The organism is Streptomyces sp. NPDC030809, from assembly GCF_055572195.1.
The window spans coordinates 126,293-151,465 of sequence record NZ_JBVIDV010000012.1 but is presented as its reverse complement, the minus strand read 5'-3'; the positions used below and the strand labels follow the sequence as shown (position 1 = coordinate 151,465).

General features: G+C 72.7%; 21 protein-coding genes and 1 pseudogene. 13 read left to right on the top strand and 9 right to left on the bottom strand.

What is annotated here, in order from left to right; translation table 11 throughout:
• Positions 1–9 precede the first annotated feature (9 nt).
• Positions 10–1,890, top strand: coding sequence for a DNA/RNA helicase domain-containing protein (locus tag ACZ407_RS18045; RefSeq protein ID WP_468129185.1), 1,881 nt, complete (start codon positions 10–12; stop codon positions 1,888–1,890).
• 123 nt (positions 1,891–2,013) lie between these two features.
• Positions 2,014–2,594: pseudogene (locus ACZ407_RS18040) on the top strand (Uma2 family endonuclease).
• Positions 2,595–2,666: 72 nt separating this feature from the next.
• Here ACZ407_RS18040 and ychF read toward each other — a convergent pair.
• Positions 2,667–3,755 (bottom strand): redox-regulated ATPase YchF, encoded by a 1,089-nt coding sequence (ychF, locus tag ACZ407_RS18035; RefSeq protein ID WP_468129183.1) that lies wholly within the window; start codon positions 3,753–3,755, stop codon positions 2,667–2,669.
• A gap of 202 nt (positions 3,756–3,957) precedes the next feature.
• On the opposite strand from ychF, the gene ACZ407_RS18030 reads away from it, so the two are divergent.
• The gene (locus ACZ407_RS18030; RefSeq protein ID WP_468129181.1) at positions 3,958–4,506 is read left to right on the top strand and encodes a DUF6542 domain-containing protein; all 549 of its coding nucleotides are present in this window, start codon (positions 3,958–3,960) and stop codon (positions 4,504–4,506) included.
• A 161-nt stretch (positions 4,507–4,667) separates the two neighbouring features.
• Here ACZ407_RS18030 and ppgK read toward each other — a convergent pair whose 3' ends face one another.
• A complete protein-coding gene (ppgK, locus tag ACZ407_RS18025) occupies positions 4,668–5,411 on the bottom strand; it encodes a polyphosphate--glucose phosphotransferase (protein ID WP_468129179.1) in 744 nt (247 codons plus the stop codon).
• Between the two features lie 53 nt (positions 5,412–5,464).
• Positions 5,465–6,457: a 4-hydroxy-3-methylbut-2-enyl diphosphate reductase gene (locus ACZ407_RS18020; RefSeq protein WP_468129177.1), complete on the bottom strand. Its 993-nt coding sequence runs from the start codon at positions 6,455–6,457 to the stop codon at positions 5,465–5,467.
• 85 nt (positions 6,458–6,542) lie between these two features.
• Between ACZ407_RS18020 and ACZ407_RS18015 the strand changes: the two genes are divergently transcribed.
• The 4 genes from ACZ407_RS18015 (at position 6,543) to ACZ407_RS18000 (ending at position 10,425) form a co-directional block, all read left to right on the top strand.
• Positions 6,543–7,898, top strand: a complete 1,356-nt coding sequence (locus ACZ407_RS18015) for an APC family permease (RefSeq protein WP_468129175.1) — start codon at positions 6,543–6,545, stop codon at positions 7,896–7,898.
• A gap of 169 nt (positions 7,899–8,067) precedes the next feature.
• Positions 8,068–9,336, top strand: coding sequence for an exodeoxyribonuclease VII large subunit (gene xseA / locus ACZ407_RS18010; protein ID WP_468129173.1), 1,269 nt, complete (start codon positions 8,068–8,070; stop codon positions 9,334–9,336).
• A 78-nt stretch (positions 9,337–9,414) separates the two neighbouring features.
• Positions 9,415–9,687 (top strand): exodeoxyribonuclease VII small subunit, encoded by a 273-nt coding sequence (locus ACZ407_RS18005; RefSeq protein ID WP_468129171.1) that lies wholly within the window; start codon positions 9,415–9,417, stop codon positions 9,685–9,687.
• 147 nt (positions 9,688–9,834) lie between these two features.
• Positions 9,835–10,425, top strand: a complete 591-nt coding sequence (locus tag ACZ407_RS18000) for a malonic semialdehyde reductase (RefSeq protein ID WP_468129169.1) — start codon at positions 9,835–9,837, stop codon at positions 10,423–10,425.
• 216 nt (positions 10,426–10,641) lie between these two features.
• Here ACZ407_RS18000 and ACZ407_RS17995 read toward each other — a convergent pair whose 3' ends face one another.
• Complete coding sequence (locus ACZ407_RS17995; protein ID WP_468129167.1) at positions 10,642–11,196, bottom strand: DUF4245 domain-containing protein; 555 nt, start codon at positions 11,194–11,196, stop codon at positions 10,642–10,644.
• A 207-nt stretch (positions 11,197–11,403) separates the two neighbouring features.
• Between ACZ407_RS17995 and glpX the strand changes: the two genes are divergently transcribed.
• Positions 11,404–12,435 carry a class II fructose-bisphosphatase gene (gene glpX, locus ACZ407_RS17990; RefSeq protein ID WP_468129165.1) on the top strand — a complete coding sequence of 344 codons (1,032 nt, stop codon included), beginning with the start codon at positions 11,404–11,406 and terminating at the stop codon, positions 12,433–12,435.
• A 201-nt stretch (positions 12,436–12,636) separates the two neighbouring features.
• Here glpX and ACZ407_RS17985 read toward each other — a convergent pair whose 3' ends face one another.
• Complete coding sequence (locus tag ACZ407_RS17985; RefSeq protein WP_468129163.1) at positions 12,637–13,023, bottom strand: WhiB family transcriptional regulator; 387 nt, start codon at positions 13,021–13,023, stop codon at positions 12,637–12,639.
• A 182-nt stretch (positions 13,024–13,205) separates the two neighbouring features.
• Positions 13,206–13,967, bottom strand: coding sequence for a DUF1707 SHOCT-like domain-containing protein (locus ACZ407_RS17980; RefSeq protein ID WP_468129161.1), 762 nt, complete (start codon positions 13,965–13,967; stop codon positions 13,206–13,208).
• 159 nt (positions 13,968–14,126) lie between these two features.
• Here ACZ407_RS17980 and ACZ407_RS17975 point away from each other — a divergent pair, with 159 nt between their 5' ends.
• Positions 14,127–15,794, top strand: a complete 1,668-nt coding sequence (locus ACZ407_RS17975) for a fumarate hydratase (RefSeq protein ID WP_468129159.1) — start codon at positions 14,127–14,129, stop codon at positions 15,792–15,794.
• A gap of 135 nt (positions 15,795–15,929) precedes the next feature.
• Here the strand turns inward: ACZ407_RS17975 and ACZ407_RS17970 are convergent, their stop codons facing one another.
• Positions 15,930–16,433, bottom strand: a complete 504-nt coding sequence (locus tag ACZ407_RS17970; RefSeq protein WP_468129157.1) for an allene oxide cyclase barrel-like domain-containing protein — start codon at positions 16,431–16,433, stop codon at positions 15,930–15,932.
• Positions 16,434–16,754: 321 nt separating this feature from the next.
• Between ACZ407_RS17970 and ACZ407_RS17965 the strand changes: the two genes are divergently transcribed.
• Complete coding sequence (locus tag ACZ407_RS17965) at positions 16,755–17,549, top strand: arylamine N-acetyltransferase family protein (RefSeq protein ID WP_468129155.1); 795 nt, start codon at positions 16,755–16,757, stop codon at positions 17,547–17,549.
• A gap of 136 nt (positions 17,550–17,685) precedes the next feature.
• Here the strand turns inward: ACZ407_RS17965 and ACZ407_RS17960 are convergent, their stop codons facing one another.
• Both ACZ407_RS17960 and ACZ407_RS17955 read right to left on the bottom strand, forming a co-directional pair.
• On the bottom strand, positions 17,686–18,018 hold the full coding sequence (locus tag ACZ407_RS17960; protein WP_468129153.1) for an Imm53 family immunity protein: 333 nt from the start codon (positions 18,016–18,018) through the stop codon (positions 17,686–17,688).
• Between the two features lie 497 nt (positions 18,019–18,515).
• On the bottom strand, positions 18,516–20,090 hold the full coding sequence (locus ACZ407_RS17955; RefSeq protein ID WP_468129151.1) for a ricin-type beta-trefoil lectin domain protein: 1,575 nt from the start codon (positions 20,088–20,090) through the stop codon (positions 18,516–18,518).
• A gap of 116 nt (positions 20,091–20,206) precedes the next feature.
• Here ACZ407_RS17955 and ACZ407_RS17950 point away from each other — a divergent pair, with 116 nt between their 5' ends.
• From ACZ407_RS17950 to ACZ407_RS17940, 3 genes are all read left to right on the top strand, one after another.
• Positions 20,207–21,610: a class II fumarate hydratase gene (locus ACZ407_RS17950; protein WP_468129149.1), complete on the top strand. Its 1,404-nt coding sequence runs from the start codon at positions 20,207–20,209 to the stop codon at positions 21,608–21,610.
• 100 nt (positions 21,611–21,710) lie between these two features.
• Positions 21,711–22,394 (top strand): cytidylyl-2-hydroxypropylphosphonate hydrolase, encoded by a 684-nt coding sequence (gene fomD, locus ACZ407_RS17945; RefSeq protein WP_468129147.1) that lies wholly within the window; start codon positions 21,711–21,713, stop codon positions 22,392–22,394.
• Between the two features lie 759 nt (positions 22,395–23,153).
• Positions 23,154–25,109, top strand: coding sequence for a SpoIIE family protein phosphatase (locus ACZ407_RS17940; protein WP_468129343.1), 1,956 nt, complete (start codon positions 23,154–23,156; stop codon positions 25,107–25,109).
• Positions 25,110–25,173: the final 64 nt, after the last annotated feature.

Sequence of the window (25,173 nt, the reverse complement as noted above, 5' to 3'; positions counted from 1 at the left end):
GGGCATCCCTTGCTGTTCCGCGACTCCGCTGCCGCGGTCGCCGCCGAGTGTTTCTCCGGTGCCCTCTTCCTCCGTCTGACGGAGCAGTTCGTGCACGTGCACGGCCACAAGCCGTCCACGTCCGAAGTCCGTTCGTGGGAGCGGAGCATCCCGGTCCTCGCGAGCGCACTCAACGATGCGGGGCTCGGCCGGGTGGAGATGCTCCTCGAGTACGGACTGCCGCTGAACAGCAAGCGTGCCGATGCCGTGCTGGCGGGGGTGCACCCCGAGACCGGCCTGCCCTCGTACGTCGTCGTGGAGCTGAAGCAGTGGAGCAGTGCCGAGCCGGACGACGACGATCCGTCGCTGTGCCGCGTCGACGCGTACGCCCGGGCCGTGCTGAACCCGGTCGACCAGGTGCGCGGCTACTGCGAATACCTGGTCTCCTTCAACGGGACGCTGGCGGCGCACCCGGAGCGCCTCAGCGGCGCCGCATACCTGCACAACGCCACCGAGTTCGGCGTCAGCGGCCTCTTCGAGGCGGAGCAGGGCCCGTACGGCCGGCTCTTCGTCGGCGCGAGGCGCGGGGAGTTCATCGAGTTCCTCCGCTCGAGACTGGGCGCCGGGCCCGGCGCCGCCGCCGCGGACGAGCTCGTGGACGGCAAGGTCGGCCCCTCACGGCAGCTCATGGCGGTGGCCGCCCAGGAGGTCCGTGAGCGCGAGCAGTTCGTCCTCCTCGACGAACAGAAGGTCGCCTACCGCACGGTCCTCAACGCCGTCCGGCGTGCCGGCCGGTCCGACCACAAGGAGGTCGTGGTCGTCACCGGCGGGCCCGGCACGGGAAAGAGCGTCATCGCCCTGTCCCTGCTCGGCGCGCTGTACCGGCAGGGCACGACCGCGCTGCACGCCACCGGCTCCAGCTCGTTCACCACGACCATGAGGAAGGTCGCCGGCGCCCGCAAGCGCGAGGTGAAGGAGCTCTTCAAGTACTTCAACGGCTTCATGACCGCGGAGCGCAACGGCCTCGACGTCCTGATCTGCGACGAGGCCCACCGCATCCGGGAGACCTCGGCCAACCGGTACACGCCTGCGTCCCACCGCACCGGAAAGGCCCAGATCGAGGAGCTCATCGACGCGGCACGCGTCCCGGTCTTCCTGCTCGACGAACACCAGGTCGTCCGGCCCGGCGAAATGGGGACCGTCGCGGACATCAGGGCGGCCGCCGCGGCAAAGGGTCTCGGCTGCCGGGTGGTCTCTCTGGACAGCCAGTTCCGGTGCGGCGGCAGTGACGCGTACCTGCGCTGGGTGGTGCGGCTGCTGGGACTCGAACCGGGCGGCCCGGTGGAGTGGGAGCCCGACGGCAGGATGCAGCTCGCGGTCGCGGACAGCCCCCGTGAGATGGAGGCGTTCCTCGAAGGCCGCCGGGCGCAGGGATACGGGGCGCGCATGTCGGCCGGCTACTGCTGGAAGTGGACCAAGAAGGTCCCCGCCGGTCAGGCGCTGCCCGCGGACGTCGTCATCGACGACTGGGAGCGGCCCTGGAACGTCTTCGGCGACCGGGCCGTCGGGGGTGCTCCCCCGGCCGCGCTGTGGGCGACGGACCCGGCCGGCTTCGGCCAGGTCGGCTGCGTGTACACGGCACAGGGGTTCGAGTACGACTGGAGCGGTGTCATCATCGGCCCCGACCTGGTGTGGCGCGGCGACCGCTGGATCACCGACCGTACGGCTTCCAAGGACCCGGTCTTCAAGAAGTCGGTCCCGGACGCGGATGTGGACCGCCTGATCCGCAACACGTACAAGGTGCTGCTGACCCGGGGGATGATCGGCACGGTGGTCTACTCGACCGACGCCGAAACCCGCGGGAAACTGCGCGAGCTGGCCCGCACGGCCGCCGCCCTCGCGACCGTCTGAGCCGTCCGGGGACTCCATGGCCGGACCCGGGCGCGAGTCCGGCCGTGGAGCGCAGTCTGCCGAAACCCCGTGACCCGGACCGCCGGCTCTCCGGCGCGGGTCGCGGGCCGCTACCGTGAAGCCATGAGCGCGCTGCCCGACTGGATGCGCCCGCCGCGCGCGGAAGGCTGGTTCGCGGAGGACCTGGACGCCTCCCCGAGGCACCCCGCCACACCGAGCTCATCGACGGAGCACTCGTCTTCAGGATGTCGCCCCAACGGTCCTGGCACGGCCGCCTCGTCACCGCCCTCACCACGACGCTCATGGCGCAGGCACCGCCCGGCTTCGAAGTCGAACGGGAGATGACCATCCGCCTCGATGCCCGCAACCGTCCCGAGCCGGACCTCCTGCTGACGGAGCTGCCCTACGACCCCGACCGCACCTGGTACGCCCCCGAGGACGTCCAGCTCGTCATCGAGGTCGTCTCCCCCGAGCCCGCCCACCGGGACCGCACCGTGAAGCTCCGCAAGTACGCGGAGGCCGGGATCCCGCACTACTGGTGCATCGAGGACGAGGACGGGGCGCCGGTGGTCCACGCGTACGAGCTCGACCACCCGACCTGCGCCTCCGCACCCGCCGGCATCTTCCGCGGCACCCTCGAACGCCCGGTGCCCTTCGAGATCACCCTGGACCTCGACAATCTCACCCCACCGCGCACCACCTGAACCCGCCACGGACACCCCGAAGGGGCCGCCCTCCGCAGAGGCCGGCCCCTTCGGGGCAGGCGGGGTGTCCGCTCACACGTTGAAGCGGAATTCGACCACGTCGCCGTCCTGCATGACGTAGTCCTTGCCCTCCATGCGGGCCTTGCCCTTGGCGCGGGCCTCGGTGACCGAGCCGCATTCGACCAGGTCGGCGAAGGAGATGACCTCGGCCTTGATGAAGCCGCGCTGGAAGTCGGTGTGGATGACGCCGGCCGCCTCGGGGGCCGTGGCGCCCTTCTTGATGGTCCAGGCGCGGGTTTCCTTCGGGCCGGCCGTCAGGTAGGTCTGGAGGCCGAGGGTGTCGAAGCCGACGCGGCCCAGGGTGGCCAGGCCCGGCTCGTCCTGGCCGACGGACTGGAGGAGTTCGAGGGCCTCCTCGTCGTCCAGCTCCGCCAGGTCCGCCTCCAGCTTGGCGTTGAGGAAGATCGCCTCGGCCGGGGCGACCAGGGCCGACTGCTCGGCCTTGAACGCGTCGTCCGTCAGCTCGTCCTCGTCCACGTTGAAGACGTACAGGAAGGGCTTGGTCGTCAGCAGGTGCAGCTCGTGCAGGAGGTCGCCCTGCTCGGTGCCCTTGGTGATGCCCTTCGAGAAGAGGGTCTCGCCGCCCTCCAGGATCTTCTGCGCGGCCTCGACGGCGGCGAGGACGGCGACCTTGTCCTTCTGGAGGCGGGACTCCTTCGTCAGGCGCGGGATGGCCTTCTCGACGGACTGGAGGTCGGCGAGGATCAGCTCGGTGTTGATCGTCTCGATGTCGTCCTTCGGCGAGACCTTGCCGTCGACGTGGACGACGTTCTCGTCCTTGAACGCGCGGATGACCTGGCAGATCGCGTCCGACTCGCGGATGTTCGCGAGGAACTTGTTGCCCAGGCCCTCGCCCTCGGAGGCGCCGCGGACGATGCCGGCGATGTCCACGAAGTCGACCGTGGCGGGCAGGATCTTCTGGGAGCCGAAGATGCCCGCGAGGACCGCGAGGCGCGGGTCCGGGACGCCGACGACGCCGACGTTCGGCTCGATGGTGGCGAACGGGTAGTTGGCCGCCAGCACGTCGTTCTTGGTCAGGGCGTTGAACAGGGTCGACTTGCCGACATTCGGCAGGCCGACGATTCCGATCGTGAGCGACACGTTGGCGACTTCCCGTGAGCTGGAGGTGGGGCGGCCCGAGGTCAGGCCACCCCCCAGTTTACGGGGCCCTGCCCGCGGCCCCCGCCGCCCGTGCGGCCGCCCGGGGCCGCCTGCCGCGGCACATGGCGTCCAGAACCGGCCAAGTACGCCGAAACGCGTGTCCGGAGGCCGTCCGGGGCGTTTGCGGACCTACTTTGGTCGCGTGGAGCAATACAGGACGCGTTCACCGCATCACCCTCCGAGACGCCGGCCGCCGGGCGCCCGTCCGGCGCTGCCCGCGCAGGCCGCGGCCCGCGGGGCCCGGGTCGCCCGGCCGCGCCCCCGCCCGGGGGCGGCCCGGCCGGCGCCGCTGCTGCGCCGGCTGCCCGAACCCCGGCTGACCGGGCTGGGCGGCGGACTGTTCGCCTGCGTGGCGATGGTGCTGGCCGCCGGGCTCGCCTGGCTGCTCTTCGACGGCTCGCTGCTCGCGTACGGGGTGCTGTTCCTGCCCGTGGCCGCCGCCACCGCGCTCTGGGTGCGGCCGGCGGACCTGGTGACCGCCCCGGTCTCGGTGCCGATCGCCTTCGCCGCCGGGGTGTGGCCCATCGCCGGCGGTACGGGCGGCTTCGGCGGCCAGCTGATGGGAGTGGTGACCGCCCTGTCCCTGCATGCCGGGTGGCTGTACGGGGGGACGCTCATCGCGTCCCTGATCGTCATCGTCCGCAAGGCGGTCCTGATCGGGAAGCGGCGCATGCCCCGCCGGACCGCCTGACCGGCCGCCCGTCCCCACCCCCGACCGCCGGACCGCCTGACCGGCCACCCGTCCCTGCCCATGACCGCCTGACCGCCGGCCGCCCGTCCCTGCCCCTGACCGCCTGACCGACCGGCCACCCGTCCCCGCCCCCGACCGCCTGACCGACCGGCTACCCGACCCTACGCCGGGCCCCGTGCCGCCATCGCCGCCCCCACGATGCCCGCGTTGTTCTGGAGCCGGGCGGGGACGATCTCGGCGCGGATGCCGTCCAGGAGCGGGAGGAAGCGGTCGGCCTTGCGGCTGACGCCGCCGCCGATGATGAACAGGTCCGGCGAGAACAGCATCTCCACGTGCGCCAGGTAGCGCCGGACCCGCTTCGCCCACCGCTCCCAGCTGAGGTCCCCGTCCTCCTTCGCCTTCACCGAGGCCTTGGTCTCCGCGTCGTGCCCGCGCAGCTCCAGGTGGCCGAGCTCGGTGTTCGGCACCAGCCGGCCGTCCGTGAAGAGCGCGCTGCCGATGCCCGTGCCCAGCGTGAGCAGGATGACCGTGCCGGCCCGGCCGCGCCCGGCCCCGTACGTCATCTCCGCCACGCCCGCCGCGTCCGCGTCGTTCAGGACCGTCACCGGCAGCCCGCCCAGCCGCTCCGCGAGCAGGGCCCGCGCGTCCAGCCCGATCCAGCCGGCGTCCACGTTGGCCGCGGAACGGGTGACCCCGCCCGCGACCACGCCGGGGAAGGTGATGCCGACCGGCCCCTGCCAGTCGAAGTGCCGCACGACCTCTGCGACGCAGCCGGCCACCCCGTCGGGGGTGGCCGGCTGCGGGGTCAGGACCTTGTGGCGCTCCTGCGCCAGGTCGCCGCGGTCCAGGTCCACGGGAGCGCCCTTGATGCCGGAACCGCCGATGTCCACACCGAAGATCTGCATGGACACACCGTACGAAAAGGACCACTCCCCGGCGAGACCACCGCCCGGGGCGGCTACTCCCCGGCGACCAGTGCGGCGGCTTCCGCCCGCAGGTCCCGGCGGAGCTCCTTGGGCAGCGAGAAGGTGATGGACTCCTCGGCGGTCTTGACGATCTCCACGTCCGCGTAACCGCGCTCCGCGAGCCATTCCAGCACCTCCTCGACCAGCACCTCCGGCACCGAGGCGCCCGAGGTCAGGCCGATCGTGGTGACGCCCTCCAGCCAGGCCTCGTCGATCTCGCTGGCGAAGTCCACCAGGTACGCGGCGCGCGCGCCGGCGTCGAGGGCGACCTCGACGAGCCGGATGGAGTTCGAGGAGTTCTTGGAGCCGACCACGATGACCAGGTCCGAGTCGGAGCCCATGGCCTTGACCGCCGCCTGGCGGTTGGAGGTGGCGTAGCAGATGTCGTCGCTCGGCGGCGAGACCAGCAGCGGGAACTTGGTCTTCAGTGCGTCGACCGTCTCCATCGTCTCGTCCACGGAGAGCGTGGTCTGCGAGAGCCAGACGACCTTCGACTCGTCGCGGACGGTCACCTTGTCCACGTCGTGCGGGCCGTCCACGATCGTGATGTGGTCCGGGGCCTCGCCGGAGGTGCCGATGACCTCCTCGTGGCCCTCGTGGCCGATGAGGAGGATGTCGAAGTCCTCGTTGGCGTAGCGGATCGCTTCCTTGTGCACCTTGGTGACCAGCGGGCAGGTCGCATCGATGGTCGCGAGCCGGCCGCGGGCGGCCTCCTCGTGGACGACGGGGGCCACGCCGTGCGCGGAGAACATCACGATGCTGCCGGGCGGGACCTCCTCGGTCCGCTCGACGAAGATCGCGCCCTTCTTCTCCAGGGTCTGGACCACGTACTTGTTGTGCACGATCTCGTGCCGGACGTAGACCGGTGCGCCGTACTGCTCGAGGGCCTTCTCGACAGCGATCACGGCACGGTCCACGCCCGCGCAGTAGCCGCGCGGGGCGGCGAGGAGGACACGGCGGGAGGCGGGAGCAGTCATGCCGTCCATCGTACGGCCGTCTCCGGACCGCCGAAGATCGCGTCCGACCCGCAGACTGGGTCGAAAACACGTACCCGGGACCCGAGGGGGCGGTATGGCGGCCGACACGGCCACGGCGGGCCGGGAGGCCGGCCGACTGCGACGGAACCTCGGCTTCCGCGACCTGGTCGTCTACGGGCTGCTGTTCATCGCGCCCATGGCCCCGGTCGGGATCTTCGGCACCCTCGACGCCCGCTCGCACGGCGCGGTCGCCCTCGTCTACGTGCTCGCCACGGCGGCGATGGCCCTCACGGCCCTGAGCTACGCCCAGATGGTCCGGGTGGCCCCGCAGGCCGGTTCGGTGTTCACGTACGCCCGCAAGGGGCTGGGCGAGGGCGCGGGGATGATCGCCGGCTGGATGGCGATGCTCGACTACCTGCTGATCCCGGCGGTGGCGTACCTGTTCTCCGGGATCGCCCTGCACGCCCTGGTGCCGGAGGTCTCGCGGTGGGTGTGGACGGCGCTGGCGGTGGCGGTGACCACGGCGCTGAACCTCTGGGGGGTACGGGCGGCCGCGCGGGTCGGCTTCGCCGTGCTGGTGCTGGAGGTGCTGGTGCTGGCGGTGTTCCTGGTGGCGGCGGTGACCGTACTGGTCCGGGACGGGGCGCAGCGCGGCTGGCTCTCGCCGCTGACCGGGGACGGCTCGATGGGCTTCTCCCTCGGTGCCGTGGTCGGGGCGGTGTCGGTGGCGGTGCTGTCGTACCTGGGGTTCGACGCGATCGCCTCGTTCGCGGAGGAGGTGACCGGGGGCAGTGCGCGGGTGGCCCGGGCGGTGCTGTTCTGCCTGGCCCTGACGGGGGTGCTGTTCCTGGCGCAGACGTACCTCGCGGCGCTGCTGGAGCCGGTGTCGGCGGCGGAGCTGGCCGCCGATCCGGCGAAGCAGGGCCCGGCCTTCTACGACGCGGTGGAGGCCTCGGTGGGCGGCTGGCTGCACGATCTGATCGCGCTGAGCAAGGCGGTGGGGGCGGCCTTCGCCGCGCTGGCCGGGCAGGCGGCGGCCGGGCGGCTGCTGTTCGCGATGGCCCGGGAGGGGCGGCTGCCGCGGGCACTGGGGCACACCCGCTCGGGCACCCCGCGGCCGGCGCTGCTGGTGGCGGCGGCGGTGACGCTGGCGGCGGCGGTCTGGGCGGCCCGGCGGGACGACGGGCTGGACCGGCTGGTGTCCGTGGTCGACATCGGGGCGCTGACGGCCTTCACGCTGCTGCACGCGTCGGTCGTGGGCTGGTTCGCCGTACGGCGGATGGCGGGGCGCCCGCACTGGTGGCGGCACCTGGCCGCACCGCTGCTGGGGGCGGCGGTGACGGTGGCGGTGATCGCCGAGGCCTCGGGCACGGCGCAGGTGGTGGGGGCGGTGTGGCTGGCCGTGGGGCTGGGCGTCCTGGCGGTGCAGCGGCGGCGGGGGACGGCGTGACGGACGCGGCGCCGAGTCCGGGAGCAGAGCCCCGGGACGCGGACGACGCGCCGGGTTCGGGGGCAGAACCCCGGGACGCGGACGACGCGCCGGGTTCGGGGCGGGACCCCGGGTGGCGGACGACGCGCCGTCCTGAGGCCCTGTCAGCGTCGCCCGTTAGCCTGCATGCATGGGTCTGAATACGTCGGCCGAGGCGCCGCTGCCCGTCGGCCAGGTGTCCCGGCTCATCGGGGGCTGGATCGACCGGCTCGGCCAGGTGTGGGTGGAGGGGCAGATCACCCAGCTGTCGCGGCGGCCGGGGGCGGGCGTGGTCTTCCTGACGCTGCGCGACCCCTCGCACGACATCTCGGTGAGCGTGACCTGCTTCCGGCAGGTGTTCGACGAGGTCGCGGACGTGGTGTCGGAGGGCGCCCGGGTGGTCCTCCTCGCGAAGCCGGAGTGGTACGCACCGCGCGGCCAGCTGTCGCTGCGGGCCACCGAGATACGGCCCGTGGGCATCGGCGAGCTGCTGGCCCGGCTGGAGAAGCTCAAGCGGAGCCTGGCCTCGGAGGGCCTGTTCGCACTGGACCGCAAGAAGCCGCTGCCCTTCCTGCCCCAGCTGGTGGGCCTGGTCTGCGGCCGGGCCTCGGCGGCGGAGCGGGACGTGCTGGAGAACGCCCGCCGGCGCTGGCCCGCGGTCCGCTTCGAGGTGCGGAACGTGGCCGTCCAGGGGGTGCACGCCGTACCGCAGGTGGTGCGGGCGGTGCAGGAGCTGGACGCCCTGGGCGAAGTGGACGTGATCATCGTGGCCCGCGGCGGCGGCAGCGTGGAGGACCTGCTGCCGTTCTCGGACGAGCAGGTCGTACGGGCGGTGGCCGCGGCCCGGACCCCGGTGGTCTCGGCCATCGGGCACGAGCCGGACACCCCGCTCCTCGACCTGGTCGCGGACCTGCGCGCCTCCACCCCGACGGACGCGGCCAAGAAGGTGGTCCCGGACGTGGGCGAGGAGCTGGACCGGGTCCGGCTGCTGCGGGACCGGGCGCTGCGCTCGGTGCGCGGGCTGCTGGACCGGGAGGAGCGGGGGCTGGCGCACGCGCTCGGCCGGCCCGTGTTCGTCCATCCGCAGCGGATGGTCGAGGACCGGGAGGAGCAGGTCGAGGCCCTGCTGGCGCGCAGCCGGCGGACCCTCGGCCACCTGCTGGACCGGGCCGACTCGGAGCTTTCGCACACCAGGGCCCGGGTGGTGGCGCTCTCCCCGGCGGCCACGCTGGAGCGCGGGTACGCGGTGCTCCAGCGGGCGGACGGGCACGTGGTGCGCTCCCCGGCGGAGGTCGCGGCCGGGGACCGGCTGCGCGCCCGGGTCGCGGAGGGCGAGTTCACGGTCCGGGTGGCGGCGGGCGAGGAGCGGGGCGAGGACGGGCCCGCCGGGGATGCGGCAGAAGGAGCATCCGGCTGCTGAGAGCCGCCGGGTGCGTGCGGCGGCAGGTTTCACGCGCGCGCAATGTTTACGCAGGACTACACACCTAGGGTGGATCTGATGGCCGGGACGGACGCTTCGGCGCTGGGCTACGAGCAGGCGCGGGACGAGCTCATCGAGGTGGTGCGCCGCCTGGAGGCCGGCGGCACGAGCCTGGAGGAGTCGCTCGCGCTGTGGGAGCGCGGCGAGGAGCTGGCGAAGGTGTGCCGGCACTGGCTGGAGGGGGCCCGGGCCCGGCTGGACTCGGCGCTCGCCGGCCGGGACGCCCGGGACGGGGCCGCGGACGGGCGCCCCGGCACGGGCGACGGAGCGGCTTCCGAAGACGGGGAATAGGTGCCTGCCTGGGCAGGTTGAGGGGGTCGTTGAGCAGTCAACGACTGTGACGCGCAGCACCCGGCGGCAGATTTAGTTGAATTTTCGACTATCTCGCCCTAAGGTCGTTCACGTCGCTTCGACCAGCACGTACGAAAGGCCCTCCCGATGTCCCTCGTTCTCGACTCCGCCGCTCAGGACCTCCTCTTCCGCGAGGCCCGCACCGCCAACACCTTCTCGGACGAGCCGGTGACCGACGAGCAGGTTCAGGCCATCTACGACCTGGTGAAGTTCGGCCCCACGGCCTTCAACCAGACCCCGCTGCGCATCACGCTGGTCCGCTCCCCCGAGGCCCGCGAGCGCCTGGTCAAGCACATGGCCGAGGGCAACCAGGCCAAGACCTCGGCCGCCCCGCTGGTCGCGATCCTCTCCGCGGACAACGAGTTCCACGAGGAGCTCCCGCAGCTGCTGCCGCACTTCCCGCAGGCGAAGGACATGTTCTTCAGCGAGCGCCCGGTCCGCGAGGGCTCCGCCCTGCTGAACGCCGCCCTGCAGGCCGCGTACTTCATCGTCGGCGTGCGCGCCGCCGGCCTGGCCGCCGGCCCGATGACCGGCCTGGACTTCGCCGGCGTGCAGAAGGAGTTCCTGGACGCCGACCACACCCCGCTGATGGTGGTCAACATCGGCAAGCCGGGCGAGGACGCCTGGTTCCCGCGCTCCCCGCGCCTGGCCTACGACGACGTCGTCACCACGGTCTGATCACTGCGCCCGAGGCGCACAGCGACGAGAGGCCGGCCCCGGAATCCCGGGACCGGCCTCTTTCGCGTGTGCGTGTGCGTGTGCATCTGGGTCTGCGTCCGGGGCCCGCGCACGCGCGGGCGCCGGAGGCCGCCTGGCCGCCAGCCCTGGCCGCGTTGCCTGGGGCCCGCGCACGCGCGGGCGCCGGGGGCGTCGGCCCCGCCCGCGCGCCGCGTGTCAGCCCTGCGTCGCCTGCGGGCCCTTCTTCATCTCCAGGGCCCCCGCCATCTCGGCGAGCTCCCCGAAGGAGCCCGTGCCGGTCACCACCGTGGTCACGCCCTGCTCCTTGCGGACGAGCGCCCGGTACTTCGGCCCCTCCCAGCGCTGCCAGATCAGCCCCCCGGCCTTGTGGAGCCCCCCGGTGTCGGCGGCGTCGCGCGACACCCTGCGCACGTACTTGTCCGCGGCCGGATCGGTGGACTGCTCGACGGCCACGTACTGGTCGAACGGGTCCAGGAAGCCCAGGTGCCAGGCGTTCGAGTTCTTGCGCTCGTACGTGACCGAGGTGGCGCGCCACCCCTCGGGCAGGCCCACGGGCGCCGCCACCGGGTACGGGGCCGCGCGCCGGGCGGTGAGGAGCTCGACGCGGTAGTCCACGACCCGGGTCGGGTCCGCCTTCTCGTCGTGCGGGATGAACACGTAAATGAGCGCGACGAGGACGCCGATCACCGCCAGTGACCGCACCATGTCCTGGACCGTCTGCTTGCCTTTCATACCTGCCACGGGACCCATCGTCCCCTATGGCCGGAAGCGATCATCGCCAGGGTCGCCGGGCGCGCGGGTGAGGGGCGCCCGGCGCGCGCTGCGCCCCCTTCAGGACACCCGTGCGCCGCTCATACGTGACCCCCACTGCTCAATATGTCGACCTACCGATAGAGTTCCAGCACCCTCTTTTTTACGGCCGTGTCGCGCCGTCGTCGTACAGAAAGGTGCGCTCCGATGACCGAGCACAGCCTGCCGCCTCAGCTCGAGGTGTCTCCCGAGGCCCCCGACCGCAACCTCGCCCTGGAGCTCGTCCGCGTCACGGAGGCCGCCGCCATGGCCGCCGGCCGCTGGGTCGGGCGCGGCGACAAGATCGGCGCCGACGGCGCGGCCGTACGCGCGATGCGCACCCTCGTCTCCACCGTCTCGATGAACGGCGTCGTCGTCATCGGCGAGGGCGAGAAGGACGAGGCCCCGATGCTCTTCAACGGCGAGCGGGTCGGCGACGGCACCGGCGCCGAGGTGGACATCGCCGTGGACCCGATCGACGGCACCACCCTCAACGCCAAGGGCATGCCGAACGCGATCGCCGTGCTCGCCGCCGCCGACCGCGGCACCATGTTCGACCCGTCCGCGGTCTTCTACATGGACAAGCTGGTCACCGGCCCCGAGGCCGCGGACTTCGTGGACATCACCGCGCCGGTCTCGGTCAACATCCGCCGGGTGGCCAAGGCCAAGAGCATGGCCGTCGAGGACGTCACCGTGGTCATCCTGGACCGCCCCCGCCACGAGGGCATCGTCAAGGAGATCCGCGAGACGGGCGCGCGCATCAAGTTCATCTCGGACGGCGACGTGGCCGGCTCGATCATGGCGGCCCGCGAGGGCACCGGTGTGGACCTGCTCCTCGGCATCGGCGGCACCCCCGAGGGCATCATCTCGGCCTGCGCCATAAAGTGCCTGGGCGGCACGATCCAGGGCAAGCTGTGGCCCAAGGACGAGGCGGAGCGCCAGAAGGCGCTGGACGCCGGGCACGACCTGGACCGCGTCCTGCACACGAACGACCTGGTCTCCGGCGAGAACGTCTTCTTCGTCGCGACCGGCATCACCGACGGCGAGCTGCTGCGCGGCGTGCACTACCGCTCCGAGACCGCGACCACGTCCTCGCTGGTCATGCGCTCGAAGTCGGGCACGATCCGCCGGATCGAGTCGACCCACCGCCTGTCGAAGCTGCGCGCCTACAGCGCCATCGACTTCGACCGCGCGCAGTAGTCCGCGGTACGCGGTCCCCTGCACCCAGTCCGCTGCGCGCGGCGCCCGTCCGCGCGCAGCGGTCCGGCCTCCGGCGGCCGGACCCGCCCTCCGGGGCGGTCGGTCGCCGCTCCCGGGATCAGCAGGCCACTGATCCGCAGTACGCGAAGGGCGCTCCCGTTGTGCGGCGGGAGCGCCCTTCGCGTATCCGGGTACGCCGGATCAGCCCGCGGCGGCCACCGGTCCGGCGGCCCGGCCCTGGCGGAGTTCCGCCGCCCGGCGGCGGCGCCGGGCCAGCACCACGCGGCGCTCGGCGGCCGTCAGGCCGCCCCAGACCCCGTACGGCTCGGGCTGGAGCAGGGCGTGCTCGCGGCAGGCCACCATCACCGGGCAGCGGGCACAGACGCGCTTGGCGGCCTCCTCGCGCGACAGCCGGGCGGCCGTCGGCTCCTTGGAGGGGGCGAAGAAGAGTCCCGCCTCGTCCCGGCGGCACACCGCCTCGGAATGCCACGGGCCGTCCTCTTCCCTGACCGGCAGCCGTGGGTTCGGGATACTCGGAACGCACTTCACGGCGGCTGCCTGCAGGGACTGATGCGGCGGTTGCTGCACGGTCTACTCCTGACGACGTATTCGCGAGCGAGAGACGATGCGTCTGTCTCTACCCGCTGCGCGCAGCCGTATGCACTGTGTTCCGCTTCAGGAAAGTTAGACCGAATTCCGCCCCCGGAAGGAAGCTGCGGACCGGCCTCCCGGCCGCCCGCGGCCCGCCCCCTTCCCCGGCGGACGCGGGCTCAACCCTGCTTCCGCATGCGGGCCCCGAGGTCCACCAGTCTGGCTCCGGACTTGTTGCGGGCCTCGATATTGCCGAGCACCGAAATGCCGCGGACGACCACGACGGGGGCCTGCGGATCGACATGCGCGGGGCCGTTCGCGCGGACTTCGAAATTGCCGAGTACGCCGTTGCCGAATCCGCGGAGCGTGACGTTTTCCGGCACCAGGATTTCGACATTGCCGAGCATGCAGGTCACATTGATCTCGGTGAGCTGCTGCTCGAAGAAGGCCTGGGTCAGGTCGATGGTGACGTCGCCCATGACGGCGAACGCCCGGGTGCGCCGGGCGGGCCGCCACCGGCCCCCGCGGCTGGTGCTGCCGAACACCGCGACCACGGTGTCCGGCTCCCCGGCGTACGGCTCGGCGCCCCGGGACCCGTACGGGCCGTACGGCTGCTGCTGCGCCGCGGAGGCGTACGGCGCGGCGTACGGCTGCTGCTGCGGCGGCTGCGGCGCCCCGGAGTCGCGCGGGGCTCCGCTTCCGGCTGCGCCCGCGGGGAGGTCCCGTACGAGCCGGTCCAGCTCGCCCACGGTCCTGGCGGTGAAGAGCGCATCGAGGCGCTCGGCGTGCTCTTCCGCGGTCAGCCGCCCCTCGGCGAGGGCGTCCCCGAGGACGCGGGCGGTGCGGTCGCGGTCGGCGTCGGAGGCCCGGATCGCGGCGGCGGCCGCGGCGGGACCGGCGGGGTCCTGCCCCGGCTGGGCGGGGTGCTTTTCGAGGTCCACCCGGCCAGCATAGCGAGACGCGATAGATCGCGATAGTGCCGATTCGGGGCGAGTGAGCCTTACCTCACAGACAGGACCCCGGGGCGAGGTCCTACGCTGGTGCATTGCGCTGCCAAATGGTCGCCAGCGCTGTCTGCCGAGTGAGGAATGGCTACCCAAATGCCGGAGTTCGCGTACACCGACCTGCTGCCCCTGGGCGAGGACACCACCCCGTACCGGCTGGTGACCTCCGAGGGCGTCTCGACCTTCGAGGCCGACGGCCGTACGTTCCTCAAGGTCGAGCCGGAGGCCCTGCGCAAGCTGGCCGCCGAGGCGATCCACGACATCCAGCACTACCTGCGCCCGGCCCACCTCGCGCAGCTGCGCCGCATCATCGACGACCCCGAGGCCTCCTCGAACGACAAGTTCGTGGCCCTCGACCTGCTGAAGAACGCGAACATCGCGGCCGCCGGCGTGCTCCCGATGTGCCAGGACACCGGCACCGCGATCGTCATGGGCAAGCGCGGCCAGAACGTGCTCACCGAGGGCGGCGACGAGGCGGCCCTCTCCCGCGGCATCTACGACGCCTACACCAAGCTCAACCTGCGCTACTCGCAGATGGCCCCGCTGACCATGTGGGAGGAGAAGAACACCGGCTCGAACCTGCCCGCGCAGATCGAGCTGTACGCGACCGACGGCGGCGCGTACAAGTTCCTCTTCATGGCCAAGGGCGGTGGCTCGGCCAACAAGTCCTTCCTCTACCAGGAGACGAAGGCGGTCCTCAACGAGGGCTCGATGATGAAGTTCCTGGAGGAGAAGATCCGCTCGCTGGGCACCGCGGCCTGCCCGCCGTACCACCTGGCGATCGTGGTCGGCGGCACCTCCGCCGAGCACGCGCTGAAGACCGCGAAGTACGCCTCCGCCCACTACCTGGACGAGCTGCCGACCGAGGGTTCGGCCCTGGGCCACGGCTTCCGGGACAAGGAGCTGGAGGAGAAGGTCTTCGAGCTGACCCAGAAGATCGGCATCGGCGCGCAGTTCGGCGGCAAGTACTTCTGCCACGACGTGCGCGTGGTCCGGCTGCCGCGGCACGGGGCCTCCCTGCCGGTGGCCATCGCCGTCTCCTGCTCGGCCGACCGCCAGGCGGTCGCGAAGATCACCGCCGAGGGCGTCTTCCTGGAGCAGCTGGAGAAGGACCCGGCCCGCTTCCTGCCGGAGACCACGGACGAGCACCTGGACGCCTCGTCGGACGTGGTGAAGATCGACCTCAACCGGCCGATGGACGAGATCCTGGCCGAGCTGACCAAGCACCCGGTCAAGACCCGCCTGTCCCTGACCGGCCCGCTGGTCGTCGCGCGCGACATCGCGCACGCCAAGATCAAGGAGCGGCTGGACGCGGGCGAGGGCATGCCCCAGTACCTGAAGGACCACCCGGTGTACTACGCGGGCCCGGCGAAGACCCCCGAGGGCTACGCCTCCGGCTCCTTCGGCCCGACCACGGCCGGCCGGATGGACTCGTACGTCGAGCAGTTCCAGGCGGCGGGCGGCTCCAAGGTCATGCTGGCCAAGGGCAACCGCTCCCAGCAGGTCACGGACGCGTGCGGCAGCCACGGCGGCTTCTACCTCGGCTCGATCGGCGGCCCGGCGGCCCGCCTCGCGCAGGACTGCATCAAGAAGGTCGAGGTCGTCGAGTACGAGGAGCTCGGCATGGAGGCGGTCTGGAAGATCGAGGTCGAGGACTTCCCGGCCTTCATCGTCGTCGACGACAAGGGCAACGACTTCTTCCAGAACCCGGCCCCGGAGCCGACGTTCACGCACATCCCGGTCCGCGGCCCCGGCCTGTCCTGACCGGACGCCGCCTGTCCTGACCGGACGCGGCGCGGCGCGGCGGCGCGCCCGGCGGCGCCCGACCGGCGGATGAAGTGAACGAGGGGCCCCCGGCGTCTGCCGGGGGCCCCTCGGTGCTCGTCCCCCGGGCGGGTGTCAGCCGCCGAGGTGGAACTCCATCTTCTGGTAGCCGTCGCCCTCGTCGCTGATGCGGATGTAGCCGCGGGCGTCCTTGAAGTCCCCGCTGCCGCCGGTGACGGCGATGTCGAAGTCGGACGACTCCTGGCCGGAGGTGTCCACCGAGGTGAGGCCCTGGGCGGCGATCTGCCCGCCGGGGCCGCCGTTCAGCACGATGGTGCCGACGCACTGCATGTCCGTACCCGAGTCGGTCGACCGGACCACGGCGCAGGTGACCCCGTCCCGGCCGACGACCGGTCCGCCCTTGGTGCGGTAGATGTCGTCGGCGAAGGTGAAGGTGTCGCCGACCTTCGGCTGCTCGTCCCCCGGGCTGCTCTCGTCGCCGGCCGGGACCTCCTTGGCGTACAGCGTGAAGTCGCTCGGGGGGTCGGCGGCCCATGCCGGCGCGGCGGACGCGCCGAACGCGAGGGTCGCGGCGGCGCAGGCACCGAACAGACCGATTCTCCTGAAGCTGCGGGACATGTCCTGCCTCCTGGGCGTGACGGACTCCCCCTCGCCCTCCCCTCCCGGCCCCCGGTCCGGACCTCCTCCATTGTCCGACGGCGGGACGCGGGGCGCCCGGCGAGGGGCGCGCGGGCAAGGGGCCCCGGCCGGGGGCCCGGCCAGGGGCGGGGCGGGGCCGGGGTCCGGGCCGGGGTCCGGGCCGGGCGGGGCCGGGCGGGGCCGGGCCGGGCGGGGCCGGGCCGGGCCGGGCCGGGCCGGGCCGGGCGGAGCCAGGCGGAGCCGGGGAGATCATCCCCGCGGGGACGGCCGTTCCGGGCCGTGATCGGCAAGACTGGGCCGATGGAACTCCTGTCTCCCGAACTCCTGGACGCGTACCTGGCCCGCCTCGGCGCCGAGCGGCCCGGGCGGCCGACCGCCGGGGCCCTGCGCGAGCTGCACCTGAAGCACCTGCACGCGGTGCCCTTCGAGAACCTGTCCATCCACCTCGGCGAGGACATCTCCCTGGAGCCCGAGGCCCTCCTCGGCAAGATCCTGGGCGCCGGGCGCGGCGGCTTCTGCTTCGAACTCAACGGCGCCTTCGCCCTGTTGCTGCGCACCCTGGGCTACGGCGTGGACCTGCTCTCGGCCCAGGTCCACCCGGCCGGCGGCGGTACGGGCATCCCGGCGGGGCACCTGGCCCTGCGGGTGGAGTCGTGCGAGGGACGGGCCTGGCTGGCGGACGTGGGCTTCGGGGACCACAGCCACTTCCCGCTGGCCTTCGACGACCGCGGCGAACAGCAGGACCCGGGCGGCGTGTTCCGCCTCGCGGAGGCCCCCGGCGGCGACATCGAGGTCTTCCAGGACGGCGTGGCCCAGTACCTGCTGGAGCGCCGCCCGCGCGACCTGGCCCACTTCCGCGCGGGCGCCTGGTGGCACCGCACCTCCCCGGACTCCCACTTCACCCGCGGCCCGGTCTGCACCCGCCTCACCCCCGAAGGCCGCACCACCCTCACGGACCGCACCCTCATCACCACCACGGCATCGGGCCGCACCCGGCAGCACGTGGAAGGCGACGAGCCCCTCCTCCAGACCTACCGCGACCTCTTCGGCATCACCTTGGACCGGGCCCCGGTCCCCCTGCTGCCGCGGGACTGAACCCTCCGACCCAGGCACGGGCGCCCCCGCCACCCTCGCCCGACTCCCCGAATCCCGGCGACCAGCCGCACTCCCGCACGACACAGACCGGGCCCGGGGGGCCGCCGGGCCCGAAACGGCCCGGCAGCCGGGTCAGTCAATCCATATCCGCCGTCAACGGCCCTGCCCTCTGAGCCATTTCCTCGAACAGCGCGTCCACGGCACCGAGCGAGTCCGCACCGCAGGCCGCCTCGAAGGCCCGGCCGTCGCTCCAGGCGATCACCCAGCCACCGCCGGGCAGGTCCCGCCGCTCCCGGGGCAGGACGACCCCCTCCAACCCCGTGTCCACCACGTCGATCCGGACGTGCCACCCGGGGTTGTCCGTCGTCACCACCTGGACCCCGTACTCGTGCTCCCACTCCCCATCGCACTGAGCGGCGTACCACTCCGGCACGTAGCGCAGCCCGCTCATCCGCCGCCCCGACCCCACGACGACCTCCTCACCGGTCTTTCCGTTCCCCTGACTTCAGCAGGATCTGAACTCGCGAAGGGAATTGCACGTCGTCAACCCGCACCGAGCAGGAAACCACTCCACGAACGGCGGGAAATCGCATTCGGGCGCACTCGTTCGGATCGTGCAGGACAAGCCACCCCGATGAACAGGGGAGCGCCGCCTCGAAGAGGATTGACGGGAGAACTTCCCGAGGGTCCGACTTCCACACCTGGCACTCGACAGGGCCATCAACAGCGGCCTGAACTGCGAAAATGAGCGAGCCCCCCGCCTGGTACCAGCTACTCGACTCCGGATCCCAGTCGGATACGTCACCATCGCTCAGCGAATCTTCCAAAACAAGCGGCGGCTGATGGTCCGGGACCATAGCGACACGGAGCCACTGGCCCGGCTTGAGGGTGCCTGGAAACACCGCACCCGGCCGACGTCGTCGGCCGGGGCTGTGGGGGGTGTGGGGGTTCGGGCGGGGGTGGGGGTCAGGCGAAGCGCTGGGTGGGGGTGGTGGTGCAGGGCTGGAGGCGGAGGGGGGAGTTGGGGGTGGTGACGGTGAGGCACATGGCGGGGGCGGCGGCGGGGCGGATCGTGGCGCCGTCGCGGACGAACTGCTGGTTGGCGCCGCCGTGGCAGTTCCACAGGATCAGGGCGGTGCCGGCGCCGTAGTTGCCGCCGGGGGCGTCCAGGCAGCGGTCGTGGGTGAGTTCGGTCTTCAGGGACTTGCGGGCGGAGTCGTACCACCAGCCCTGGTTGCGGCCGCCGTGGCAGTCCCAGCCGATGACGGCGGTGTTGTTGGCGCTGGCGCCGCCGTTGGCGTCGAGGCAGTTGCCGGTGGCCTCGTTCTTCAGGGGCTTGAAGAGGTCGTCCCAGGCACCGGGCTGGAGGACGGGGGTGCCGGTGCTCGCCGGGTCGGCGCAGCTCGCCTCGGTGAGGCCGGAGGCGTAGAACTGGGTGAGGCAGGAGGCGAAGGCGCCGTGGCCCTTGTAGTTGGGGTGGAAGGACTGGCGGGCGGTGTTCTCGTCCCACGGGAAGTGGTCGCCGAGGTCCAGGTAGAGCCCGCGGGCCCAGGTGTCCTCCATGCAGACCTCGTGGCCGTGGAAGAGGCGCGAGTTGTCGAGGTAGAGGGCGCCGGCGTTGCGGGCGGCGGCGCGCATGCCCTTCTCGAAGGCGGGGACGGCCTGGTTGCGGCCCCAGGTGGCGTCGGAGTCGTAGCCGGCGCAGCCGCCGGGCAGCTTGCCGGGGAAGTTCGGGTTGTCGTAGAAGTCCGGGCCGATCGGGCTCGGGTAGCCCATGACGACGAGCTTGTAGTCGGAGTCCGCGTAGCCGGCGTCCCGCATGACGGTCTTGAGGTCGGTGAGGGTGGCCTCGACCTTGGGGCGCAGCCCGTCCACGCGGGCCTGCCAGCCGGGCGCGTACTTGGGCTCGCAGACGCCCTGGCTGAGCACCCAGCGGGTGACGCAGTCGGTCATGACCGGGCCGAACTGGAGGTCGTCGTTGGCGCCGGCGACCAGCAGGACCATCTTGATGCGGGTGTTGCGGGCCTTGATGGCGAGGCTGTCGCTCTGGACCAGCTCGTCGGCGTACTGCTTGCTGCCGCCGATGCGGATGTTGCCGGTGTACGCGCCGGAGCAGGCCGCGTTGAAGGTGAGGTCGGCGGGGATGCCGGTGCGGTGGATGGCGGTGTCGGGCGAGCGGTGGCACTGGTTGGACGAGGTGTTGGTGGCGGGGTCGTAGTTGCCCACGCCCTCGCCGGAGATCTCGCTGTCGCCGAGGGAGATGAGCCCGGTCTTGCGCTCGGCCATGGGGCGGATGGCGGAGTCGCCGTAGATCCGGACGGCTTCGGCGGCGCGGATGGCCTCCAGCTCCGGCGACAGGGGCGTGGCGGCCGGAGCGGCGGCCGCGGCCGGGGCGGCAGCTGCTGCTCCGGCCGCGGCTCCGGCAGCTCGGGCGGGTGCGGCCTGGGCCGTCGGGGTGATCGCGGTGACGCCGCCGAGGGCGGCCGCGACGGCCGCGAGGGCTGCCAAGGAAGATCTGAATCGGGGTGTCGTGCGGGGCATGGACGCCTCCCGGGGGTTGGTGTTACCCCCGGTATTTACTGGCCGGTAGCAGTCTTGGGAACACTTCGAACAAGACAATTGCTCAAGTTTTCAGGGATTTTGAGGAGGCTGCACAGATGACCGACGACCAGCAGGACGGCGCGTACCGGACCGAGCACGACTCGATGGGCGAGGTGCGGGTCCCGGCGCAGGCCAAGTGGCGTGCGCAGACCCAGCGGGCGGTGGAGAACTTCCCCGTCTCGGGACAGCGCCTGGAGCGCGCGCACATCGAGGCACTGGCCGGGATCAAGCGGGCGGCGGCGGCCGTGAACGCCCGCCTGGGGGTGGTGGATCCGGACATCGCGGACGCGATCCGCAGCGCCGCCGCGGAGGTTGCGGAGGGCCGCTGGGACGACCACTTCCCGGTGGACGTCTTCCAGACCGGCTCCGGCACCTCCTCCAACATGAACATGAACGAGGTGCTGGCCACGCTGGCGGGCGAGCGGCTGGGCCGCGAGGTGCACCCCAACGACCACGTCAACGCCTCGCAGAGCTCCAACGACGTGTTCCCGTCCTCCATCCACATCGCCGCGACCGCCGCCGTCACCCGGGACCTGATCCCGGCCCTGGAGCACCTGGCGGCCGCACTGGAGGCCAAGTCCGCCGAGTTCGCACAGGTCGTGAAGGCCGGCCGGACGCACCTGATGGACGCCACCCCCGTCACCCTGGGCCAGGAGTTCGGCGGGTACGCGGCCCAGGCCCGGTACGGGATCGAGCGGCTGCGCGCGGTGCTGCCGCGCCTGGCGGAGCTCCCGCTGGGCGGCACCGCCGTGGGCACGGGCATCAACACCCCGCCCGGGTTCTCCGCCGCCGTGATCGCGGAGGTCGCGGAGGCCACCGGACTGCCCCTCACCGAGGCCCGGGACCACTTCGAGGCGCAGGGCGCCCGGGACGCACTCGTCGAAACCTCCGGGCAGCTCCGTACGATCGCGGTCTCCCTGACGAAGATTTCGAATGATTTGCGATGGATGTCCTCCGGTCCGCGCACAGGATTGGCCGAAATCAATCTGCCGGACCTCCAGCCGGGCTCGTCGATCATGCCCGGCAAGGTGAATCCGGTCATCCCGGAGGCCGTGCTCATGGTCGCCGCACAGGTGACCGGCAACGACACGGCGGTCGCCGTGGCGGGGGCCGCGGGCAACTTCGAGCTCAACGTCATGCTGCCGGTGATCGCGAAGAACCTGCTGGAGTCCGTGCGCCTGCTGTCCAACGCCTCCCGGCTGCTGGCCGACCGCACGGTGGCCGGCATCACCGCCAACGTGGAGCGGGCCAGGGAGTACGCCGAGTCCTCCCCCTCCGTGGTCACCCCGCTCAACAAGTACATCGGCTACGAGGAGGCCGCCAAGGTCGCCAAGAAGTCCCTCGCGGAGCGCAAGACGATCCGCCAGGTGGTGCTGGAGTCCGGGTACGTCGAGCGCGGCGACCTGACCGTGGAGCAGCTCGACGCGGCCCTCGACGTCCTGAGGATGACCCGCCCCTGAACGGTTCCGACCGCCCCGCACGGGGGGTCGGAATTCAGCCGAATCCACTCCGTGACCTGCACCGCAGCGACCCCGGGGGCCCCAGCCCTAAGATCTGCGCATGACAGGTGCGGAAGGCAGCGAGCAGGGGAGCCACTGGGCGCCCGGGGACCACATCCTCTGGCGCTACCTCGACAACGCCCCCGACCTGAAGGGCCACGTCCACATCTGCCGGCCGGTGACGGTGGTGCAGGACACGCCGGAGTTGCTGGCGGTGTGGATGGCCCCGGGCACCGAATGCGTCAAGCCGGTGCTCGCCGACGGCACCCCCGTCCAGGACGAGCCGCTGGCCACCCGCTACACCGCCCCGCGCACCACCGTCCGGGCCCGCTGGTGGGGCACCGGCGTGCTCAAGCTGGCCCGGCCCGGGGACCCGTTTTCGGTCTGGCTCTTCTGGGAGCGGGGCTGGCAGTTCCGCAGCTGGTACGTGAACCTGGAGGAGCCGCGCCGGCGCTGGGCGGGCGGGGTGGACTCCGAGGACCACTTCCTCGACATCTCCGTCTACCCGGACCGCAGCTGGAAGTGGCGCGACGAGGACGAGTTCGCACAGGCCCAGCGCTCCGGCCTGATGGACGCCGCACAGGCGGGCCGGGTCCGCTCGGCCGGGTCGGCGGCGCTGGAGCTGATCAGGGCCTGGGAGCCGCCCTTCTCCTCGGGCTGGCAGGACTGGCGGCCCGATCCGAGCTGGGAGATTCCGGTTCTGCCCGAGGACTGGGACCGCACTCCGGCGCATATGACCTCATGAGACCCTTGATGCGCCCCCGGGGTCCAAACGTAGGATCGTCCTCCGCAAGGCTGCAATCCGTAATTCTGATGCCGTGCGCGAGACTTGACTGAGGATCAGGACCGAGGAACAGGACCGAGGATCAGGGGGTCTCCCGGACGAAGTTCCGGGGAAGGTACGGCCGGGGCGAAGGTGCCCCCGGCCCTGAGCGGGTATACCGCGACTGACCGAGTTGAGTGCAGCGCACATCGAGCGCAAACGGATGGAATTCCACGCGTGACGGAGTACCCCACCTCCCACGAGGGCCCGCAGCCGGGAGCCGGGGCCGCGGCGAGTGCCGCGGCCGCCCCGGCGCCGGGCGGCTCCGACGTGCCGCCGCAGCCGAAGGCCGCCGAGCGCGGCCTTCGGGTGCCCCGTGCCGGAGGATCCGCTTCCGACTCCGAGGGCCACGGCAAGACCCCGCCGGCCTCCGGGCAGGCCACCCGGGGACAGAACCAGGCGCCGGGAGCCGGCCCGGGCGGCGGCCCCGGCGAGAAGATCCCGGGCGCCCGCCGCGAACACGGCTCGGCCGCCGCCCGCTCCCGCGACGAGGGCGCGGCACGCTCCGCCGCCTCGGCCGGGACCCCAGGACCCGGACCGGGACCGGCGTCCGCCTCGGCCGCCCCGGGATCCGGTACGGGTACGGGTACGGGTACGGGCCTGACCGGCGCGATCGGTGCGGCCGGTGCGGTCGGCCCGGTCGGCGACCCGGTCACCGCGGCCCGCCGCGAGGGGGACCGGCTGCGCTTCGTGGGCGCCGCCACCCGCCGGATCGCCCGCGGCATCGACCTCGACGAGATCGTCCTCGGCCTGTGCCGGGCGACCGTGCCCACCTTCTCCGACGCCATCCTCGTCTACCTGCGCGACCCGCTCCCGGTCGGCGACGAGCGCCCGGCCGGCCCCGTCGTCTTAAGGCTGCGCCGGACGGACCGGCTCCGCCCCCTCGAAGACCTCGGCGACCCCGCCGTGTCCGGAACCGGAAACGGGAACGGGAACGGGAACGGGAACGGATCCGCGTCCGGATCCGGATCCGCGTCCGGGTCCGGCACCGGCTCGGGCACCGCGACCGCCCCCGGTACGGGCTCCCCGTCCGCACCCGGCACGGCCCCCGCCGCCGGCACCGGCACCGGCACCGGCACCGGCACCGGCACGGCCGCACCCGCCCCCGGCTCCCCCGCCGCCGACGACACCCCGGACATCCTCGACTTCAGCCAGCTGCCCCTGGTCGGCCCGCAGGGCGACCTCCCCGCGGCCGAGCTGTGCGAGATCCGCCCCGGCGGCGCCCTCGCCGAGGTGCTGCGCGGGGTCCGCCCCGTCTTCGGCTCCTCCGCCGCGGCCCGCGCCGCGCTGCCCGAACTGCTGGGCGCCGAGCACCCCGTGCCGCGGGGCCAGCGGGCGATCCTCGCCCCGCTGCGCGGCCGCCGCCGGGTCATCGGCGCGGCGGTGTTCCTGCGCAGCCCGGAGCGGCCCGCCTTCGAGGCCAACGACCTGCTCGTCGCCGCCCAGCTGGCCACCCACACGGCTCTGGGCATCGACAAGGCCGTGCTCTACGGCCGCGAGGCGTACATCGCCGACGAGCTCCAGCGCACCATGCTGCCCGAGGGCCTGCCGCAGCCCACCGGGGTCCGGCTGGCCTCCCGCTACCTGCCCGCGGCCGAGACCGCCCGGGTCGGCGGCGACTGGTACGACGCCATACCCCTGCCCGGCAGCCGGGTCGCGCTCGTCGTCGGCGACGTCATGGGCCACTCCATGACCTCCGCCGCGATCATGGGCCAGCTGCGCACCACCGCGCAGACCCTGGCCCAGCTCGACCTGCCGCCCGCCGAGGTCCTGCACCACCTCGACGAGCAGGCCCAGCGGCTCGGCTCCGACCGCATGGCCACCTGCCTGTACGCGGTCTACGACCCGGTCTCGCACCGGATCACCATCGCCAACGCCGGGCACCCGCCGCCGGTGCTGCTGCACCTGGGCGGCCGTGCCGAGGTGCTCCGGGTGCCGCCCGGCGCACCCATCGGGGTGGGCGGGGTGGACTTCGAGGCCGTGGAGCTCGACGCGCCCGCCGGCGCCACCCTGCTGCTGTACACGGACGGGCTGGTCGAGAGCCGGCTGCGGGACGTGTGGACCGGCATCGAGCTGCTGCGCGAGCGCCTGGCGACCACGGCGCAGCTCACCGGCCTGGACCACCCGCCGCCCCTGGAGGCCCTCTGCGACGACGTGCTGGACATGCTCGGCCCCGGGGACCGGGACGACGACATCGCCCTGCTCGCCGCCCGCTTCGACGGCATCGCGCCCAGCGACGTCGCGTACTGGTTCCTGGACCCGGAGGAGACGGCTCCGGGCCGGGCCCGCCGGTTCGCGCGCCGCGCACTGGCCCGCTGGGGGCTGGAAGAGGAGCTCGGCGACTGCCTGGAGCTCCTCGTCAGCGAGGTGGTGACCAATGCGGTGCGGTACGCCGAGCGGCCGGTGACCCTGCGGCTGCTGCGCACCGACGTACTGCGCTGCGAGGTCGGGGACGACTCCCCGCAGCTGCCCCGGCAGCGGCGGGCCCGGGAAACCGACGAGGGCGGCCGCGGCCTGTTCCTCGTCAACCGGCTGGCCCGGCGCTGGGGTGCGACGCGGCTGAGCAGCGGCAAGGTGGTCTGGTTCGACCTGCCGCTGCCCGCGCCCGCCCCGGCGGCCCCGCGGCCCGGCGGCTGAGGGCGCCGCAGCGGACTGCACCGCGCAACGCAGGAGGGGCGGCCACCGCGTCACGGTGGCCGCC

Coding starts and splice junctions, on each gene's coding strand:
- glpX (WP_468129165.1), top strand. CDS start 11,404: ATGACCGAGCACAGCCTGCCGCCTCAGCTCGAGGTGTCTCCCGAGGCC.
- ACZ407_RS18020 (WP_468129177.1), bottom strand. CDS start 6,457: ATGGACGGCATGACTGCTCCCGCCTCCCGCCGTGTCCTCCTCGCCGCC.
- fomD (WP_468129147.1), top strand. CDS start 21,711: ATGACAGGTGCGGAAGGCAGCGAGCAGGGGAGCCACTGGGCGCCCGGG.
- ACZ407_RS17970 (WP_468129157.1), bottom strand. CDS start 16,433: ATGTCCCGCAGCTTCAGGAGAATCGGTCTGTTCGGTGCCTGCGCCGCC.
- ACZ407_RS18000 (WP_468129169.1), top strand. CDS start 9,835: ATGTCCCTCGTTCTCGACTCCGCCGCTCAGGACCTCCTCTTCCGCGAG.
- ACZ407_RS17955 (WP_468129151.1), bottom strand. CDS start 20,090: ATGCCCCGCACGACACCCCGATTCAGATCTTCCTTGGCAGCCCTCGCG.
- ACZ407_RS17995 (WP_468129167.1), bottom strand. CDS start 11,196: ATGGGTCCCGTGGCAGGTATGAAAGGCAAGCAGACGGTCCAGGACATG.
- ACZ407_RS17965 (WP_468129155.1), top strand. CDS start 16,755: ATGGAACTCCTGTCTCCCGAACTCCTGGACGCGTACCTGGCCCGCCTC.
- ACZ407_RS18005 (WP_468129171.1), top strand. CDS start 9,415: ATGGCCGGGACGGACGCTTCGGCGCTGGGCTACGAGCAGGCGCGGGAC.
- ACZ407_RS17950 (WP_468129149.1), top strand. CDS start 20,207: ATGACCGACGACCAGCAGGACGGCGCGTACCGGACCGAGCACGACTCG.
- xseA (WP_468129173.1), top strand. CDS start 8,068: ATGGGTCTGAATACGTCGGCCGAGGCGCCGCTGCCCGTCGGCCAGGTG.
- ppgK (WP_468129179.1), bottom strand. CDS start 5,411: ATGCAGATCTTCGGTGTGGACATCGGCGGTTCCGGCATCAAGGGCGCT.
- ACZ407_RS17975 (WP_468129159.1), top strand. CDS start 14,127: ATGCCGGAGTTCGCGTACACCGACCTGCTGCCCCTGGGCGAGGACACC.
- ACZ407_RS18015 (WP_468129175.1), top strand. CDS start 6,543: ATGGCGGCCGACACGGCCACGGCGGGCCGGGAGGCCGGCCGACTGCGA.